The sequence below is a fragment of the Pseudomonas saudimassiliensis genome (assembly GCF_000939975.1).
Classification (GTDB): Bacteria; Pseudomonadota; Gammaproteobacteria; order Pseudomonadales; family Pseudomonadaceae; genus Halopseudomonas; species Halopseudomonas saudimassiliensis.
Genome location: NZ_LK391969.1, coordinates 1,234,279 through 1,250,898, shown reverse-complemented (window position 1 = coordinate 1,250,898; position 16,620 = coordinate 1,234,279). Strand labels below are relative to the sequence as shown.

17 protein-coding genes and 1 pseudogene are annotated in these 16,620 nt (G+C 63.8%); 16 read left to right on the top strand and 2 right to left on the bottom strand.

Annotation, left to right across the window (positions count from 1 at the left end; all coding sequences use genetic code 11):
• Positions 1-60: 60 nt before the first annotated feature.
• The 15 genes and pseudogenes from VG99_RS05910 (at position 61) to VG99_RS05840 (ending at position 13,397) form a co-directional block, all read left to right on the top strand.
• Positions 61-1,038 carry an aminoglycoside phosphotransferase family protein gene (locus VG99_RS05910; protein ID WP_275425466.1) on the top strand — a complete coding sequence of 326 codons (978 nt, stop codon included), beginning with the start codon at positions 61-63 and terminating at the stop codon, positions 1,036-1,038.
• Positions 1,039-1,041: 3 nt separating this feature from the next.
• Positions 1,042-1,719 carry an N-acetylmuramate alpha-1-phosphate uridylyltransferase MurU gene (gene murU, locus VG99_RS05905; protein WP_044498806.1) on the top strand — a complete coding sequence of 226 codons (678 nt, stop codon included), beginning with the start codon at positions 1,042-1,044 and terminating at the stop codon, positions 1,717-1,719.
• A gap of 1 nt (position 1,720) precedes the next feature.
• Complete coding sequence (locus tag VG99_RS05900; RefSeq protein WP_044498804.1) at positions 1,721-2,506, top strand: DnaJ domain-containing protein; 786 nt, start codon at positions 1,721-1,723, stop codon at positions 2,504-2,506.
• Positions 2,507-2,605: 99 nt separating this feature from the next.
• Positions 2,606-3,280 carry a ribulose-phosphate 3-epimerase gene (gene rpe / locus VG99_RS05895; RefSeq protein WP_044498802.1) on the top strand — a complete coding sequence of 225 codons (675 nt, stop codon included), beginning with the start codon at positions 2,606-2,608 and terminating at the stop codon, positions 3,278-3,280.
• A gap of 1 nt (position 3,281) precedes the next feature.
• Positions 3,282-4,068: pseudogene (locus VG99_RS05890) on the top strand (phosphoglycolate phosphatase).
• A 70-nt stretch (positions 4,069-4,138) separates the two neighbouring features.
• Positions 4,139-5,617, top strand: a complete 1,479-nt coding sequence (trpE, locus tag VG99_RS05885; RefSeq protein WP_044498799.1) for an anthranilate synthase component I — start codon at positions 4,139-4,141, stop codon at positions 5,615-5,617.
• Between the two features lie 10 nt (positions 5,618-5,627).
• Positions 5,628-6,224 carry an aminodeoxychorismate/anthranilate synthase component II gene (locus VG99_RS05880; protein WP_044498797.1) on the top strand — a complete coding sequence of 199 codons (597 nt, stop codon included), beginning with the start codon at positions 5,628-5,630 and terminating at the stop codon, positions 6,222-6,224.
• Between the two features lie 33 nt (positions 6,225-6,257).
• Positions 6,258-7,307, top strand: a complete 1,050-nt coding sequence (trpD, locus tag VG99_RS05875; RefSeq protein WP_044498795.1) for an anthranilate phosphoribosyltransferase — start codon at positions 6,258-6,260, stop codon at positions 7,305-7,307.
• On the top strand, positions 7,304-8,098 hold the full coding sequence (trpC, locus tag VG99_RS05870) for an indole-3-glycerol phosphate synthase TrpC (protein WP_044498794.1): 795 nt from the start codon (positions 7,304-7,306) through the stop codon (positions 8,096-8,098). Before trpD ends, trpC begins: the two co-directional genes overlap by 4 nt.
• Positions 8,099-8,378: 280 nt before the next feature.
• The gene (locus VG99_RS05865; protein WP_044498792.1) at positions 8,379-8,963 is read left to right on the top strand and encodes a cytochrome b; all 585 of its coding nucleotides are present in this window, start codon (positions 8,379-8,381) and stop codon (positions 8,961-8,963) included.
• A complete protein-coding gene (locus VG99_RS05860; protein ID WP_044498790.1) occupies positions 8,960-9,535 on the top strand; it encodes a YceI family protein in 576 nt (191 codons plus the stop codon). The genes VG99_RS05865 and VG99_RS05860 overlap by 4 nt, the downstream gene beginning before the upstream one ends.
• Before the next feature lie 174 nt (positions 9,536-9,709).
• Positions 9,710-10,645: a siderophore ABC transporter substrate-binding protein gene (locus VG99_RS05855; protein WP_044498789.1), complete on the top strand. Its 936-nt coding sequence runs from the start codon at positions 9,710-9,712 to the stop codon at positions 10,643-10,645.
• Positions 10,646-10,729: 84 nt separating this feature from the next.
• On the top strand, positions 10,730-11,686 hold the full coding sequence (locus VG99_RS05850) for an iron chelate uptake ABC transporter family permease subunit (protein WP_044498787.1): 957 nt from the start codon (positions 10,730-10,732) through the stop codon (positions 11,684-11,686).
• Entirely contained in the window at positions 11,677-12,642 is a 966-nt protein-coding gene (locus VG99_RS05845; RefSeq protein ID WP_044498785.1) for an iron chelate uptake ABC transporter family permease subunit, read from the top strand. The genes VG99_RS05850 and VG99_RS05845 overlap by 10 nt, the downstream gene beginning before the upstream one ends.
• Positions 12,639-13,397, top strand: coding sequence for an iron ABC transporter ATP-binding protein (locus VG99_RS05840; RefSeq protein WP_044498784.1), 759 nt, complete (start codon positions 12,639-12,641; stop codon positions 13,395-13,397). The genes VG99_RS05845 and VG99_RS05840 overlap by 4 nt, the downstream gene beginning before the upstream one ends.
• A gap of 18 nt (positions 13,398-13,415) precedes the next feature.
• Here the strand turns inward: VG99_RS05840 and VG99_RS05835 are convergent, their stop codons facing one another.
• Complete coding sequence (locus VG99_RS05835; RefSeq protein WP_044498783.1) at positions 13,416-14,324, bottom strand: LysR family transcriptional regulator; 909 nt, start codon at positions 14,322-14,324, stop codon at positions 13,416-13,418.
• Positions 14,325-14,568: 244 nt separating this feature from the next.
• Here VG99_RS05835 and VG99_RS05830 point away from each other — a divergent pair, with 244 nt between their 5' ends.
• A complete protein-coding gene (locus tag VG99_RS05830; RefSeq protein ID WP_044498781.1) occupies positions 14,569-15,753 on the top strand; it encodes an acyl-CoA dehydrogenase in 1,185 nt (394 codons plus the stop codon).
• Positions 15,754-15,803: 50 nt separating this feature from the next.
• On the opposite strand, the gene VG99_RS05825 is transcribed toward VG99_RS05830, so the two are convergent.
• A complete protein-coding gene (locus VG99_RS05825) occupies positions 15,804-16,607 on the bottom strand; it encodes a universal stress protein (protein ID WP_044498780.1) in 804 nt (267 codons plus the stop codon).
• Between the last annotated feature and the right edge of the window lie 13 nt (positions 16,608-16,620).

Below are 16,620 nucleotides of genomic sequence, written 5' to 3'. Positions count from 1 at the left end.
GCCAGTGCGGAAGCAGGAGAGCCCAGAGTGGATGCAAGACGACGTTTATTGGAGGCATGGTTGCCCGCAGCCGTAGCCGAGGCGCACCAGGCCCAGGGCTGGGCCCAGGCCGGTGCCGGTGAATTGCAACCGGCCAGTGCCGATGCCAGTTTCCGCCGCTATTTTCGCTGGAGCGACGGCGCTCACAGCCTGATCATCATGGATGCCCCGCCGGAGCAGGAGGACGTGCGCCCCTTTATCCGCATCGCCGGCCTGCTGGCCGCAGCCGGCGTCAAGACGCCCGCCATCCTCGCCGCCGACCCTGACCAGGGCTTCCTGCTGCTGGAGGATCTGGGCGCGCGGACCTATCTGCAGAGCATCCAGGCCGGGGTCAGCGAGGCGGAGCTCGAACGCCTGTTTGCCGGGGCGATCAGTACGCTGGTGCGCTGGCAGGCAAGCAGTCGGCCCGGTGAGCTGCCGGACTACGATGAAGCCGTGCTGCGCCGCGAACTGGGGCTGTTTCCGGACTGGTTCGTCGGGCGCCATCTGCAACGCGAACTGACCGCCGGGCAGTTGGCGGACTGGGACGTTCTGTGCGATACCTTGCTGGCCAGTCACCTGGCCGAGAACCGGGTATTCGTGCACCGGGACTATATGCCGCGCAACCTGATGACCGCGCCGGGCGAGCCCGGCGTGCTGGATTTTCAGGATGCGCTCTATGGTCCGGCCAGCTACGACATTACCTCGCTGTTTGCCGATGCCTTCTTCAACCTGCCGCTGGCCGAGCGGGAAAACTGGGTTCGGCGATACTGGGAGCAGGCGCGCGCCGCCGGTATCGCCTTGCCGGAGCGCTTCGAGGAGTTCCTCGGACAGTCGCGCCTGATGGGCGTGCAGCGGCATCTCAAGGTGCTGGGCATCTTCGCCCGCATCCGCTATCGGGACGGCAAGCCCCATTACCTGGACGATGCACCGCGCTTCGTGCAGTACCTGCGCGATGCCTGCGACCAAGATCAACGCCTGGCCCCGCTGGGCCGATTGTTGGACAGCCTGGAGTTGTAAGAGATGAAGGCGATGATCCTCGCGGCGGGGAAGGGCGAACGCATGCGCCCGCTGACCCTGCACACCCCCAAACCCCTGCTGCCGGTGGCCGGCAAGCCGCTGATCCAGTGGCATATCGAAGCCCTGCAACGGGCCGGGCTGAACCGGTTGGTAATCAACCATGCCTGGCTGGGGGAGCAATTGGTGGCGGCCTTTGGCGAGGGCGCCGCGCTCGGCGTGCGTATTGACTGGTCGCCCGAGACTGAGCCCCTGGAAACCGCCGGCGGCATCCGGCGGGCACTGCCCCTGCTGGGGGCGGAACCCTTCGTGCTGGTCAACGGCGACATCTGGACCGATTTCGACTTTGCCCGCCTGCGGCTGCCGGCCGGCAAGCTGGCGCACCTGGTGCTGGTGGACAATCCCCCGTTCAAGGACCAGGGGGATTTTTCGCTCTGCGAAGGAGCTGTCGGTAACCCCGCGGCCGCGGCTGCCCGGCACCACGCCCTGACCTACAGCGGCATCGCTGTGCTGGCGCCGCGGCTGTTCGACGGCCTGGCCGAGGGCCCACAGCCCCTGGCGCCGTTGCTGCGCGCCGCCGCCGAACGGGGGCTGGTAAGCGGCGAGTATTTCAACGGCAGCTGGATCGATGTGGGGACGCCGGAACGATTGCAGCAGGCTGACCTGCGGGCGCAGGCGGGCTGAGATGCTGTGGCCGCTGACCGTTGCGGGAGTGTTGCTGGGCGGCGCCGTGGCCGGGGTGTCCGGCGGCATCCTGGGCGGTGTGCTCGGGCACGCGCTGGATCGCCACTGGGGCTTGCGGCGCTGGTCACAGCTGCCCGCCCAGCTTGCCCGGTGGCTGGGGCTGCGGCCTGATTTCAACCAGGTGTTGTTCCTGTGCCTGGGCCGGATGGCCAAAGCACATGGCCGCGTCACACCCCAGCACCTGCAATTGGCCCGCGAGCTGATGCAGCAATATCGCCTGGAGGAGCCGCAGCGGTTGGCGGCCATGGCCGATTTCAATCGGGGTAAACAACCGACCACGCGCATCGAACGTCAATTGCAGCGCCTGTGCCGCCAGCAGCCGGGGCGCGGCGCAGAATTGCTGGACGGCTGCTGGCGCATGGCCTTGGTGCACGGTCAGCCGAGCGCGGTGGCGCTCCGCCTGCTGGAGGGCTGGGCGGACCTTGCCGGGCTGAGCAAGGCCGAGCAGCAGCGGCTGCGCCAGCGTCATCAGCGCCATCAGCGCGGCTCGGCTGCACCGGTAGCCACCGGCGGCGGTCTGCAACGCGCGGCCGCCCTATTGGGCGTGGATCTGGATGCCGAGCCGGCGCAGATCAAGCGCAGCTATCGCCGGTTGCTCAGCCGTCACCATCCGGACAAGTTGATGAGTGCTGGTGCCAGCGAGGCGGAGCTGGCCGCCGCCGGTGAGCAGGTACACCGCATCCAGCAGGCCTACGAAAAGATCCGGCGCTATCGCGGCTTTCGGTGAGCAGCCCCTCCCAGGCTTGCCGGCGATCAAGCGGGTCCCCACGAAGCCGGCCCGAGAGGGTAGAATGGCCCGGTTCCGATTATCCCCCAGAGGTCTGCCATGCCTGATTACGCGATTGCCCCGTCCATTCTCTCTGCCGACTTCGCCCGCCTGGGGGAGGATGTGGACCGGGTGTTGGCGGCGGGTGCCGACATTGTCCATTTCGACGTAATGGACAATCACTATGTACCCAACCTGACCATCGGCCCGATGGTCTGTACCGCGCTGCGCAAATACGGCGTCACCGCGCCCATCGACGTACATCTGATGGTGCGCCCGGTGGATCGTATCATCGGTGACTTCCTCGAGGCCGGCGCCTCCTTTATCACCTTCCATCCCGAAGCCAGTGATCATGTTGACCGCTCCCTGCAATTGATCAAGTCGGGCGGCGCCAAGGCCGGTCTGGTGTTCAACCCGGCTACGTCGCTGGATGCCTTGAAGTACGTGATGGACAAGGTCGACATGATCCTGCTGATGAGCGTCAACCCGGGCTTCGGTGGCCAGAAGTTCATCCCGGGCACCCTCGACAAGCTGCGCGAGGCGCGCGCTCTGATCGACGCCAGCGGCCGCGATATCCGCCTGGAGGTCGACGGTGGTGTCAATGTGCAGAATATCCGTCAGGTAGCCGAGGCCGGGGCTGATACCTTCGTCGCTGGCTCGGCAATCTTCAATGCGCCGGACTACAAGACCGTGATCGACCAGATGCGTGCCGAACTGGCCCAGGTCCAGCGCTGACATGAATGCGCTTGAGCAACTGTTCGACGGTGCCTTGCCGCGCCTGGTGATGTTCGACCTGGACGGCACCCTGGTCGATTCGGTACCGGATCTGGCCGCCGCGGTGGACCAGGTCTTGGCGCTGCGCGGGCGCCCGCCGGCTGGCGTCGAACAGGTCAAGGACTGGGTGGGCAATGGCGCCCTGGTGCTGGTGCGGCGCGCCCTGGCCGGCAGCATCGACCATCAGGAGGTTGACGAGGCGCAGGCCCAGGCGGCGCTGGCCGACTTCATGCAGGCCTACTCGGGCGGGCACAGCGGTACCACAGTCTACGAAGGTGTACTTAAGCTGCTGGGCTGGCTGCGGGAGCGCGGCGTATCCTTGGCCGTGATCACCAACAAGCCTGAGCGCTTCGTTGCACCGCTGCTGGAAGAGAAGGGCCTGGGGGAGTTCGCGTGGATCATCGGCGGCGACACCCTGCCGGTCAAGAAGCCCGATCCGACCGGGTTGCTGCACGTCATGGCGGCCGCGGGCGTCACCCCCCGGCAGTGCCTGTTTGTCGGCGATTCGCGCAACGATGTGCTCGCGGCCCGTGCCGCCGGGGTAAAGGTGGTAGCGGTCAGTTACGGCTATAACCATGGCCAGCCCATCGCCCTGGAGAACCCGGACCTGCTGGTTGATTCACTCGATGCGCTCATATAGTCTTGCAGCGTTACCTTTCGACCATATCGATGGATCAGCCGTGTTTGTCAGCAGCCGCATACTGATGGGAATCATGAAAGCGCTCGCCCGTTGGCGTTGGCGTCCCTGATAGTTCTTCGCCCGCAATCCATGCGGGCATCGGTTGGCATACGACGTTCACCCGCCCCCTGAGGCTGATCATGACCCAAGACGAATTCCTCCGCCTGGCTAGCCAGGATTACAACCGTATCCCCGTCGTGCGCGAAGTGCTGGCGGACATGGATACCCCGCTGTCCATCTACCTGAAACTGGCCGATGCACCCTATTCCTACCTGCTCGAATCGGTGCAGGGCGGAGAGAAGTGGGGCCGCTACTCGATCATCGGCCTGCCGGCGCGTACCGTATTGAAGGTGCACGGTTATACCGCCAGCGTGCAGGTGGATGGCGTCGAGACCGAATCCCACCAGTGCGCCGACCCGCTGGCCTTCGTGGAAGAATTCAAGGCGCGCTACCGGGTGCCGAGCATCCCGGGCCTGCCGCGGTTCAATGGCGGCCTGGTGGGCTACTTTGGTTACGACTGCGTGCGCTATGTCGAACGCCGCCTCGGCGATTCGCCGAACCCGGATCCGCTGAATAACCCCGACATCCTGCTGATGGTGTCCGATGAGGTGGTCGTATTCGACAACCTGGCCGGCAAGCTGCATGTCATCGTGCTGGCAGATAGCGGCACCAACGAGGCTTGGGCGGAGGCCAACCGGCGACTGGACGAACTGCTGGCGCAGCTGTCTGCCCCCTTCACGCCGCGCCGCGGGCTCGATCTGGCGGCGGTGGTCGAGCGTGACCTGGAGTACCGCGCCAGTTTCACCCGCGAGGACTACCAGGGCGCGGTGAGCCGCATCAAGGACTACATCCTTGCTGGCGACTGCATGCAGGTGGTGCCGTCCCAGCGCATGAGCATCGACTTCAAGGCCGCGCCGATCGATCTGTATCGCGCCCTGCGCAGCCAGAACCCCACGCCCTATCTGTATTTCTTCAACCTGGATGATTTCCACGTGGTCGGCAGCTCCCCCGAGGTGCTGGTGCGGGTGGAAGACGGTGATGTGACCGTCCGGCCCATCGCCGGCACCCGCCCGCGGGGCGCCACCGAAGAAGCGGACCTGGCACTGGAGCAGGACCTGTTATCCGACGCCAAGGAGCTCGCCGAGCACCTGATGCTGATCGACCTGGGGCGCAACGACGTGGGGCGGGTGGCGGAGATTGGCCAGGTGCAGGTGACCGAGAAAATGGTTATCGAGCGCTATTCCAACGTCATGCACATCGTCTCCAATGTCCAGGGCCGGCTCCGCGCCGGGCTGACCGCGATGGATGCGCTGCGCGCTATCCTGCCAGCGGGTACCCTGTCTGGCGCGCCGAAGATCCGCGCGATGGAGATCATCGACGAGCTGGAGCCGGTCAAACGCGGCGTCTACGGCGGGGCAGTGGGTTATTGGGCATGGAACGGTAATATGGATACCGCCATTGCCATCCGCACCGCGGTGATTAAGCACGGCGAGCTGCATGTGCAGGCCGGTGCTGGCATCGTCGCCGACTCGGTGCCCGAAACCGAGTGGGAAGAAACCATCAGCAAGCGCCGGGCGATGTTCCGTGCGGTGACGCTGGCCGAACAGTCTGCCAAGTGAGGGTCGTAGCATGCTTTTGATGATCGATAACTATGATTCCTTCACCTGGAATCTGGTGCAGTATTTCGGTGAGCTGGGCGCCGAGGTCAAGGTGGTGCGTAACGACGAGCTGACGGTTGCCGAGATCGAGGCGCTGCAGCCGGAGCGCATCGTCATTTCACCCGGCCCGTGCACGCCCACTGAAGCGGGGGTGTCGGTGGCGGTGCTCCAGGAGTTTGCCGGCAAGCTGCCGATCCTGGGGGTCTGCCTGGGCCACCAGAGCATCAGCCAGGCCTTTGGTGGCGAGGTGGTACGTGCCCGGGAAGCCATGCATGGCAAGACCAGTCCGATTCACCACCTGGGCACGGGTGTATTCACCGGGTTGGCCAACCCGCTCACGGTGACCCGTTACCATTCCCTGGTGGTGCCCCATGCTACCCTGCCTGACTGCCTGGAGCTGACCGCCTGGACGCAGCATGCGGACGGCAGCGTGGATGAGATCATGGGGCTGCGGCATCGCCAGTACATGATCGAGGGCGTGCAATTCCACCCCGAGTCCATTCTCAGCGAACAGGGCCACGAACTGCTGGCCAATTTTCTCAAACAGCAGGGCGGAATGCGTAGCTAGGGTTCAACCGACCCGACAATCAGGAGAACAATGATGGATATCACCACAGCACTGGCAAGGGTCGTCGACCATATCGACCTGTCCACCGAGGAAATGCAGGACGTGATGCGTCAGATCATGACCGGCCAGTGCACCGATGCGCAGATAGGCGGCATGCTGGTCGCGCTGCGCATGAAGAGCGAGAGCCTGGACGAGATCACCGGCGCGGCCCTGGCCATGCGGGAGCTGGCGTCCAGCGTAGCCATTCCGGGTGATAACCTGGTCGACACCTGCGGTACCGGCGGCGACGGGGCGAATATCTTCAACGTATCCTCGGCAGCCGCTTTCGTGGTCGCGGCAGCGGGCGGTAAGGTGGCCAAGCACGGCAACCGTGCGGTGTCCGGCAAGAGCGGCAGTGCTGACCTGCTGGAGGCGGCCGGTATCAACCTGGACCTGACGCCTGAGCAGGTGGCGCGCTGCGTGGAGCATGTTGGGGTGGGCTTCATGTTCGCGCCGGCCCACCACGGGGCGATGAAGCATGCGGTGGGCCCGCGCCGTGAGCTGGGCATGCGCACGCTGTTCAATATGCTCGGGCCGATGACCAACCCGGCCGGGGTCAAGCACCAGGTGATTGGTGTGTTCAACAAGGCGTTATGCCGGCCGATGGCCGAGGTCATGGGCCGCCTGGGCAGTGAACATGTACTGATCGTGCACTCGCGTGATGGTCTGGATGAAATCAGCCTGGCCTCGCCCACGCATATTGCCGAGCTGAAGGACGGCAAGGTCATCGAGTACGAGGTCAGCCCGGAGGATCTGGGCATCAAGAGCCGTAGCCTGATCGGTCTGACCGTGGAAGGCCCGGAGGCCTCGCTGAAGCTGATCCGCGACGCGCTGGGCAAGCGTGAAACAGAGATAGGCGAGAAGGCGGCAGACATGATTATCCTCAACGCCGGCGCGGCTCTCTATGCCGCGAACATCGCCGACACCCTGCGCGAGGGCGTGGAGCTGGCCTCCGATGCGCTCTACTCGGGCATGGCCCGGGAGAAGCTGGCTGAGCTGGCGTCCTTCACTGAGATCTTTCGCGAGGAGGCGCTGCAGAAATGAGCCTGCCGACCATTCTGGACACTATTGTTGCGCGCAAATATGAGGAGGTGCGGGAGAATCGTGCCCGCGTCTCGTTGGATGAATTGCAGCGGCTGGCCGCCGCTGCCGATGCCCCGCGCGGTTTTGCTGGTGCGCTGCGCAAGCGGGCCGCGCTGCAGCAGCCGGCGGTGATCGCTGAGGTGAAGAAGGCCTCGCCAAGCAAGGGCGTGATCCGCGAGAACTTCAATCCGGCGGAGATCGCGGCCAGCTACCAGCAGGGCGGTGCGGCTTGCCTATCGGTATTGACGGACGTGGATTTCTTCCAGGGTAGCCCGGACTATCTTCTGCAGGCCCGCGCGGCCTGCGATCTGCCGGTCATTCGCAAGGATTTCCTGGTCGATCCCTATCAGGTGGTCGAGGCCCGCGCGATGGGGGCTGACTGCATCCTGTTGATCGTGGCGTCGCTGGAAGACGGCCAGATGGCGGAGCTGAACGCCGCTGCGGTCGAGCTTGGGATGGATGTGCTGGTAGAGGTGCATGACGGTGCCGAGCTGGACCGGGCGCTGGAGCTGGATACGCCGTTGGTGGGCATCAACAACCGTAATCTGCATACCTTCGAGGTGTCGCTTGATACGACGCTGGACTTGCTGCCCCGGGTACCGGCGGATCGTCTGGCGGTGACCGAGAGCGGGATTCTTGCCCGTGCCGATGTGGAGCTGATGCTGGAGAACGGGGTTTACAGTTTTCTGGTGGGTGAGGCGTTCATGCGGGCTGAAGATCCTGGTGCGGAGTTGCGGCGGTTGTTTTTCTGATCGGGTTGGATTGATGGCATGAGTGCTTGTTGGGACGTGCAGCGCCACGGGGGTGCCTGGCTCTGCCCGGACCCGCTCGGGCCATCCATGGGCGCTCGTGTGATGGCCTTCCCTGGCCATCACACGGTCCGGTCAGGGCCAGACACCCCCGTGGCGAGATAGCGCGCCACAGCGTTTTTGATTGATCGATAAATCAGATCTTTTCCATCCGGTAATTCCCCTTTTTGTTTTCCTGTATCGATGTATGATCTTCCCATCACGCATTTACAGGACGTACCTCATGCAGCTTAAAAATACCGCGCAGCGCTACGGGCTGGTGGCCATCCTGTTGCATTGGCTGGTCGCGGCGACCGTGATCGGGCTGGCCATTCTGGGGTTGTGGATGACCGACCTGAGTTACTACAGCCCCTACTATCGAAGCGCGCCTTTCTGGCATAAGAGTATCGGCATCACCTTTGCCGCCGTGCTGGTGTTGCGCTTGTTGTGGCGTTGGGGCAATCCGCGTCCGGCCCATCTGCCCAATCACCAGCGTTGGGAGGTGGGTATGGCTGCGGTGGTACATGGGCTGTTATACCTGTTGCTGTTCGTGATCGTAGTCAGCGGTTACCTGATTTCCACAGCCAAGGGGCAGGGCATCAGTGTCTTCGGCTGGTTCGAGATACCCGCGTCGATTACCGGCTTGCCCAGTCAGGCGGATCGGGCAGGTGCGGTGCATTACTGGGTGGCGATAACCGTCTTGGGGCTGGCCGCGCTGCATGCGCTGGGGGCTCTGAAACACCATTTTCTAGATCGTGATGATACGTTGCGCCGCATGCTGGGCATGCGCCCGCGGCAATTGATGGATTCCAAGGAGAAGCAGCTATGAAGAAGATTCTTTCCGGTATTGCGTTGGGTGGCCTGATGGCACTGTCCGGTTCGCTGTATGCGGCCGAGTATGCGATCGACAAGGAAGGCCAGCACGCTTTCATCAATTTCAAGACCGGGCACATGGGTTTCAGCATGCTGCATGGTCGTTTCAATGATTTTGACGGCACCTTCAGCTGGGACGCGGCGAAGCCGGAAAACAGCAAGGTGAATGTCACTATCAATACCGCCAGCGTGGACTCCAACCATGCCGAGCGTGACAAGCACCTGCGCAGTGATGACTTCCTCAATGTGGATAAGCATCCGCAGGCCACCTTCGTGTCCACCGGTGTGGAAGTGACCGGGAAGAACACCGCCAAGGTGACCGGCGATTTCACCCTGAACGGAGTGACCAAGCCGGTGGTGATCGATGCCCGCTTTATCGGTGAAGGGGAAGATCCCTGGGGCGGCTACCGTGCCGGTTTCGAAGGTACGACCAGCATCAAGCTGGCGGACTACGATATTTCCATGGACCTGGGGCCGGCCAGCGCGGTAGTCGAGCTGGACCTCACCATCGAGGGTATTCGCCAGTAAGCACTGGCAATAGCCAAAAGCGAGCCCCCGGGCTCGCTTTTTTGTGCCTGCCTGATTGCACCATGAAAACGCTTCCGTTAGCATGCAAACAATAATTATTCTTAGCTACTCTCTGTTTCCCGGTGGGCTGACAGCGCTTTGCTGTTGCCGCGGGCATCCCGAAAAGGAGTCGTCATGCTGTCAGGTCTATCCCGTTTTGCTGCTGTATCCAGCGTCTGTCTGGCCCTGGCCCTGGGGGCCGGTGCGGCTGTGGCCCATTCCGAGACGGTCACGGTGGCCCACTCCAGTGGCCAGACCCAGGTGCCAGTGCAGCCGCACAAGGTCGTGGTGCTCGATTGGTCGACACTCGATACCCTGGCGCAGTTGGGCGTGACGGTTGCCGGGATACCTTCTTCGAACCCGCCGGAAATGCTCAAGCAGTACCGCGAAGGCGACTTCGTTCGCGCCGGCACCCTGTTCGAGCCTGACTTCGAAGCACTCAAGAGTGCCGAGCCCGACCTGATCGTGCTGGGCCGGCGCGCCCAGGGCAAGTATGAGGAGGTCAGCAAGTTCGGTACCACGATCGACCTGACGCCCGATCCGAATGATCTGCTCGGTAGCGTTGAGCGCAACACCCTGCTGCTGGGCGAGATCTTTGGCAAGCAGGACAAGGCCGCTGAGCTGGTGGCCCGACTCAAGGCTTCGGTCAGCGAGCTGCGCGAACTGACTGCCGGCCAGGGCGATGGCCTGCTGGTGCTGACCACCGGCGGCAAGATGGCGGCCTTCGGCAAGGGCACGCGTTTTGGTCTGATCCATGATGTGTTCGGCGTCGAGCAGGCGGTGGATGAGTTGAAGACCGGCCGCCATGGCCAGTCGGTGTCCTTCGAATTCCTCCTGGAGGCGGACCCGGACTGGCTGTTCGTCATGGACCGGGATGCGGCTATCGGCCGTGAAGGGACTGCGGCTGCCGAGTTGATGGATAACGAACTGGTCGCTGCCACCAGCGCTGGCAGCAAGGGGCAGATCGTCTATCTGGACCCGGCCAGCTGGTATCTGCTGGATAACAGCGGTATCGGTGTGATGCAGAACAGTGTCGATGAACTGATCAAGGTCTTTTCCGCCGCTCGCTGAGTCGTCGCCCTTCGCTGTCAGGCAGGATGCATGTCCCATTCCCGATCTTCCGCAACAAGGGCGCCCGTTCCGGGCGCCCTCTGGTTGTTTCTTCTGCTGGTGCTGGTGGTGGTGCTCGGGCTGTGCAGCCTGAATGTCGGCGCCAGTCGGCTGAATCTGCTCAATGTGCTCACCGCCGACCCGGATGACCGGGTGTCGCGGATTCTCTTCGCCAGTCGGTTGCCCCGCACCATCGCGCTGATTCTCGCCGGCGCAGCGCTGGCGGTGGCAGGTGCCATCCTGCAGATGATGGCGCGCAACCGGCTGGTGGATACATCTACCACCGGCCCGATGGCCGCGGCGGCGCTGGGCATGCTGGTGCTGGCCATTGCGCTGCCCCAGGGGTTGCCGCTGTGGGGGCGGTTCCTGATCGTGAGCGGGTTTGCGGCGGGGGGGATCCTGCTGTTTCTCGGTGTGTTGCAGCGCATGCCGTTGCGCTCGGCGCTGATCGTGCCCTTGGTGGGCCTGGTGATGGCCGGGGTGATACACGCTGCCAGTGGTCTTATCGCCCACCATTTCGATCTTGCCCAATCGCTGCGGGCGTGGAATAGCGGCGATTTCTCCGCCATTTTGCGGGGGCGCTACGAGCTGCTGTGGGTCGCTGCCGGTCTGACGGTCGCGGCGATCCTGCTGGCGGACCGGTTCACCGTGATTGGCATGGGCCGCGATTTTGCCACCAATATCGGCGTGAACTACAGCCTGCTGATGGGGGCAGGGGTGGTGCTGGTGGCGATGATTGTCGGCAGCGTCGTGGTCACCGCCGGGGTGATTCCCTTTATCGGGCTGGTGGCGCCGAATCTGGTGCGGCTGGTGACCGGCGATAACCTGCGGCGGGCGGTACCGCTGATGGCGCTGCTCGGCGCCGCGCTCATGTTGGCGGCGGACCTGATCGGCCGGTTGCTGATTCACCCCTATGAAGTGCCGTCGTCGAATTTGCTGTCGATCGCTGGCTGTGCGGTCTTCCTGGCGGTGCTGCTGCAGGGGAGGGCGAAATGGTCCTGACCTTCTGGCGGCGGCCAGCCAGCCGGGTAGCCCTGCTGGGGCTGGTGGCGGTGCTGTGTTGCATTGGTTTCATGACGGTGAATGTCCAGACGGACTGGCAGTTCATTATCGAATACCGGGGCAGCCGGCTGCTGGCACTGGTGCTCACCGCCGTGGCCCTCGGCGTCTCCACCATCCTGTTCCAGACCATTACCCAAAGCCGGCTGCTGACCCCCTCGCTGATGGGATTTGATGTGCTCTACGTGCTGGTCAACACCCTGGCGATGTTGGCGGTGGGGGGCAGCGCGCTGGCAGAATGGGCGCCGTCGCTGCGCTTTGCGCTGCAGGTGATGCTGATGGTCGCCCTGGCGTTGCTGCTGTTTCGCCTGCTGTTTTCCGGTTCGGTGCGCAGCCTGCACCTGATGATCCTGCTCGGCATGCTGGCCGGCATGCTGTTTCGCGAATTGTCCGAACTGGGCGCAAGGGTGCTGGACCCGAGCGAGTTCGGCATCAGCACCGGGGTTGCCCAGGCCAGCTTCGCCCGCGTCAATACCGACCTGCTCGGCGCCGCGGCGGCCGCGCTGGCGGTGGGCGGGCTGCTGCTGTGGCGTTGGTGGCGTTGTCTGGATGTGCTGAGTCTCGGCCGGGACATCGCCATCAACCTGGGCGTGGCCCATGGCCGGGTGGTGCAGGGCGTGATGGCGGTGACCGCCATCCTGGTGTCGGTGGCGACCGTGCTGGTCGGCCCCACGCTGTTCTTCGGGCTGCTGATTGCCAACCTGGCCTATTGGTTCACCGGCTCCCAGCGGCACTGCTGGACCCTGCCGGCCAGTGTGCTCGCCGGCATCATCTGCCTGGTCGGCGGCCAGTTGCTGCTGGAACACCTGCTGTCCTCCACCCTGCCGCTGGCACTGGTCATCGAAGTGGCCGGCGGTCTCCTGTTCATAGTGTTGCTGATGCGCGGAGCCAGACAATGATCGAAACCCGGGGCGTGTCCAAACGCTATGGTGATGTGCTGGTCGTCGATGATGTCAGCCTGAGTATCCCTCGCGGCGGTTTTACCTCGATCATCGGCCCCAACGGCGCGGGCAAGTCGACCCTACTGTCGATGATCAGCCGCCTGACGCCGATGAGTGCAGGCAGCGTGCTGGTGGACGGTCTGGACGTGACGCGCACGCCGGGTAATGTGCTGGCGCGGCGCCTGTCGATCCTTCGGCAGGACAACCAGACCTCCCTGCGCCTGACGGTACGGGACCTGGTCGCCTTTGGCCGCTTCCCGCACTCCGGTGGTCGGCTGACCGCGGAGGACCTGCGTCACGTGGACGAAGCCATGGACTACCTGCGACTGAACGACTACCGCGACCGGCCGATCGACGAACTGTCCGGCGGCCAGCGGCAGCGGGCCTATGTCGCCATGGTCATGTGCCAGGATACCGAATATGTGTTGCTGGACGAGCCGCTGAACAACATCGACATGCGCTTTGCGGTGGACATGATGCAGCTGCTGCGCCGCGCTGCTGACGAAAAGGGCAAGACCGTGGTGGTGGTGTTGCACGACATCAACTTTGCTTCCTGCTATTCCGACCACATCATCGCAATGCGCCAGGGCCGGCCGGCCTACCAGGGGACGCCGCAGGCGATCATCCGCGATGAGGTGTTGCGCGACCTCTACGAAATGGACATCCAGGTGCACGAGGTCAACGGCCAGCGCATCTGCACCTACTATCGGTAATCCGGCCAGCCGTCGCGCTCAACCGGCTGCAGCCTGGCGGGTGTACGCCTGTGCTTCGCTGATCACCCAGTCCCGAAATCCCTGCAGGGTCGCCGATTCGGCCTTGCGTTCGGGAATCACCAGATAATAGCCATCGCTGCTGGCGAAACTGTGGGGGTTGGCGATGACCAACTGCCCGCTCTCCAGCTCGCGCTGGATCAGGAACGGCGGTATCAGCGCCACGCCCATGCCGTGCATGGCCGCCTGGGCCAGCATGGAAAACAGCTCCAGCCGGGTGCCATTGAGGTCGTGCTCGACCCGCAGGCCGGCGGCGGCGAACCATTGTCGCCAGGCATAGGGTCGGGTGGATTGCTGGAGTAGCGGCAGCTGGCTGATCTGCTCGGCAGATAGCTGCGCCTGGCCCGCCAGCAGCCGGGGGCTGCAGACCGGCACCGGCGACTCCGGCATCAGATAATGCACCTCGGTACCCGACCACTCGCCATTACCGAAGTAGATTGCCGCATCGAATTCGGTATCGGCAAACAGGAAGGGGCGGGTGCGGTTGGTCATGTTTACCGTTACGTGCGGATGTTGCACAAGGTAGTTGCCCAGCCGGGGGAGCAACCACTGGGTGCCGAAGGTGGGAACCAGTGCCAGTTCCAGGGTGGCGGTGCCCTGGTTGCCCATCACCGACAGGGTGTCGCGCTCCACCGCATCGAGTCGATGGGCGATGCGCCGGCTATAGGTCTGGCCGGCCTCGGTCAGTCTTACGCCTCGCCGCGTTCGGCGAAACAGCTGAACATCGAGGAAGCTTTCCAGGTTGGCTATCTGTCGGCACACGGCGCTCTGGGTCAGGGCCAGTTCCTCCGCGGCCTTGGTGAAACTCTCGTGGCGGGCGGCGGATTCAAAACAGATCAGGGCCTGGGTTGGGGGGATCTTGCGGCGCATGGGGACTCCTGCGGAGCAGCGGTCGGCTGCAAGCGTCAAACACGTTGGCCATGCCAGGCCATGCATGTCTGGTCTTGGAATGACTGCCGTCGACTTGAAGGGATTGCTCTGGTTTCGGAGTTCCAATCTAGCACAGCTTGCTGATAAATACGCGTTTGCCTGTCGGCCGGCGAGTGGCTAGTCTTGATCCATCCTCGCGGAGCGCCGACCCGCATCCATATCAAGAACGACATACGGAGTTTTCATGGCTGACAGCAAAGCAAGTTTCAACTGGGCAGACCCGCTGCTGCTCGACCAGCAGCTCACCGAAGAAGAGCGCATGGTCCGCGACTCCGCGGCCCAGTACTGCCAGGACAAGTTGATGCCGCGGGTGCTCAATTCCTTCCGTAACGAGGAGACCGACGCGTCGATCTTCCGTGAGATGGGTGAGCTCGGTTTGCTGGGCGCCACCATCCCCACCGAGTACGGTGGCAGCGGCCTGAACTATGTCTGCTACGGCCTGATCGCCCGGGAAGTGGAGCGCGTCGACTCCGGCTACCGCTCGATGATGAGCGTGCAGTCCTCCCTGGTGATGGTGCCGATCAACGAGTTCGGCAGCGAAGAGCAGAAGCAGAAGTACCTGCCGAAACTGGCCAGCGGCGAGTTCATCGGTTGCTTCGGCCTGACCGAGCCGAACCACGGCTCCGACCCGGGCTCCATGGTCACTCGCGCGCGCAAGGTCGACGGCGGTTATCGGCTGAAGGGCGCGAAGATGTGGATCACCAACAGCCCCATCGCCGATGTGTTCGTGGTCTGGGCCAAGACCGAAGATGACCTGATCCGCGGTTTCATTCTGGAGAAGGGCTGGGAAGGTCTCAGCGCGCCGGCCATCAAGGGCAAGGTCGGGCTGCGCACCTCCATTACCGGTGAGATCGTGATGGACGATGTGTTCGTTCCGGAAGAAAACCTGATGCCCGGCGTTACAGGCCTGCGGGGCCCATTCACCTGCCTGAATTCGGCCCGCTACGGGATTGCCTGGGGCGCTCTGGGGGCGGCGGAATTCTGCTGGCACACCGCTCGCCAGTACACCATGGATCGCCTGCAGTTCGGTCGGCCGCTGGCCCAGACCCAGCTGGTGCAGAAGAAGCTGGCCGACATGCAGACCGAGATCACCATGGCCTTGCAGGGTTGCCTGCGCCTGGGGCGGATGAAGGATGAGGGCACCGCGGCGGTGGAAATTACCTCCATCATGAAGCGCAACTCCTGCGGCAAATCCCTGGATATCGCCCGGGTAGCACGGGACATGCTGGGCGGTAACGGGATTTCCGATGAATATGGTGTGATCCGCCACGTGGTCAACCTGGAGGTGGTCAACACCTACGAGGGCACCCACGATGTGCATGCCCTGATCCTGGGTCGGGCCCAGACCGGACTGCAAGCCTTCTTCTGAGGCTGGCTGGCAATACCGCAACGGCCCCCGTCATGGGGGCCGTTGGCGTTTCAGAGCTCGGTATTGATCGGGACCAGCAGGACGGGGCGCTCGCTTTCCCGGGCTACCCCTTCGGCGGTGCTGCCCACCATCAGTTCCTGGATGGGCGTGGTGCCGCGCTTACCCAGGATCACCAGGGATACCTGTTCGGCGTCAGCGACCTTGACGATCTCCCGTACCGCTGACCCCTTCAGGTGGCGGGCGATAACCTGCTCGTGACGCTGGCTGAGCTCGTCCAGCTGACCACGAACCACCGCCGCATTATCGTCGGCGTCGTCGGTTTCCACCCACACCACCAGGCCATGACGACCCGGGGTGAGAAAGCGTTCGAAGACCCGCTGGGCGACCTGGGCCGGACGCGAGCCATCGGTGGCCAACAGTACCGGGGCGCTGGGTTCGGGAACCGGGCCGCTGGCGGGGAGGATCAGCAAGGGGAGGTGGGTGATGCGGGCCAGGTTGAGGGCAACGTTGCCGTGAAACAGCGCCCGGCCGACGGAGTGGCTCTGGTTCAATACAATGATGCCGTCAGCCCGCAGCCGACGGGCGGCCTCGTGCAGTTCAGTGGCGGCGAACCCGCTGCGCACCTCGTAATTCACCGTGATGCCCATTTCGCCGGAGAGCTTGATGGCCAGGTCCTGCAGGTGGCTGGCGGCGGCAGCGGTGCTGTCCTCCACGTTCATGCGCCGGGTGGTGTCGACCACATGTACCAGCGTCAGCCGTTGCACCTTGACCAGTTGCACGATGGATGGCAGCCGCTCGCAGGTCTTCTGCCAGCTGTCCGAATAATCGAAGGCGAGAACACAATGGTTGAGCATGGGCATCCTCCTC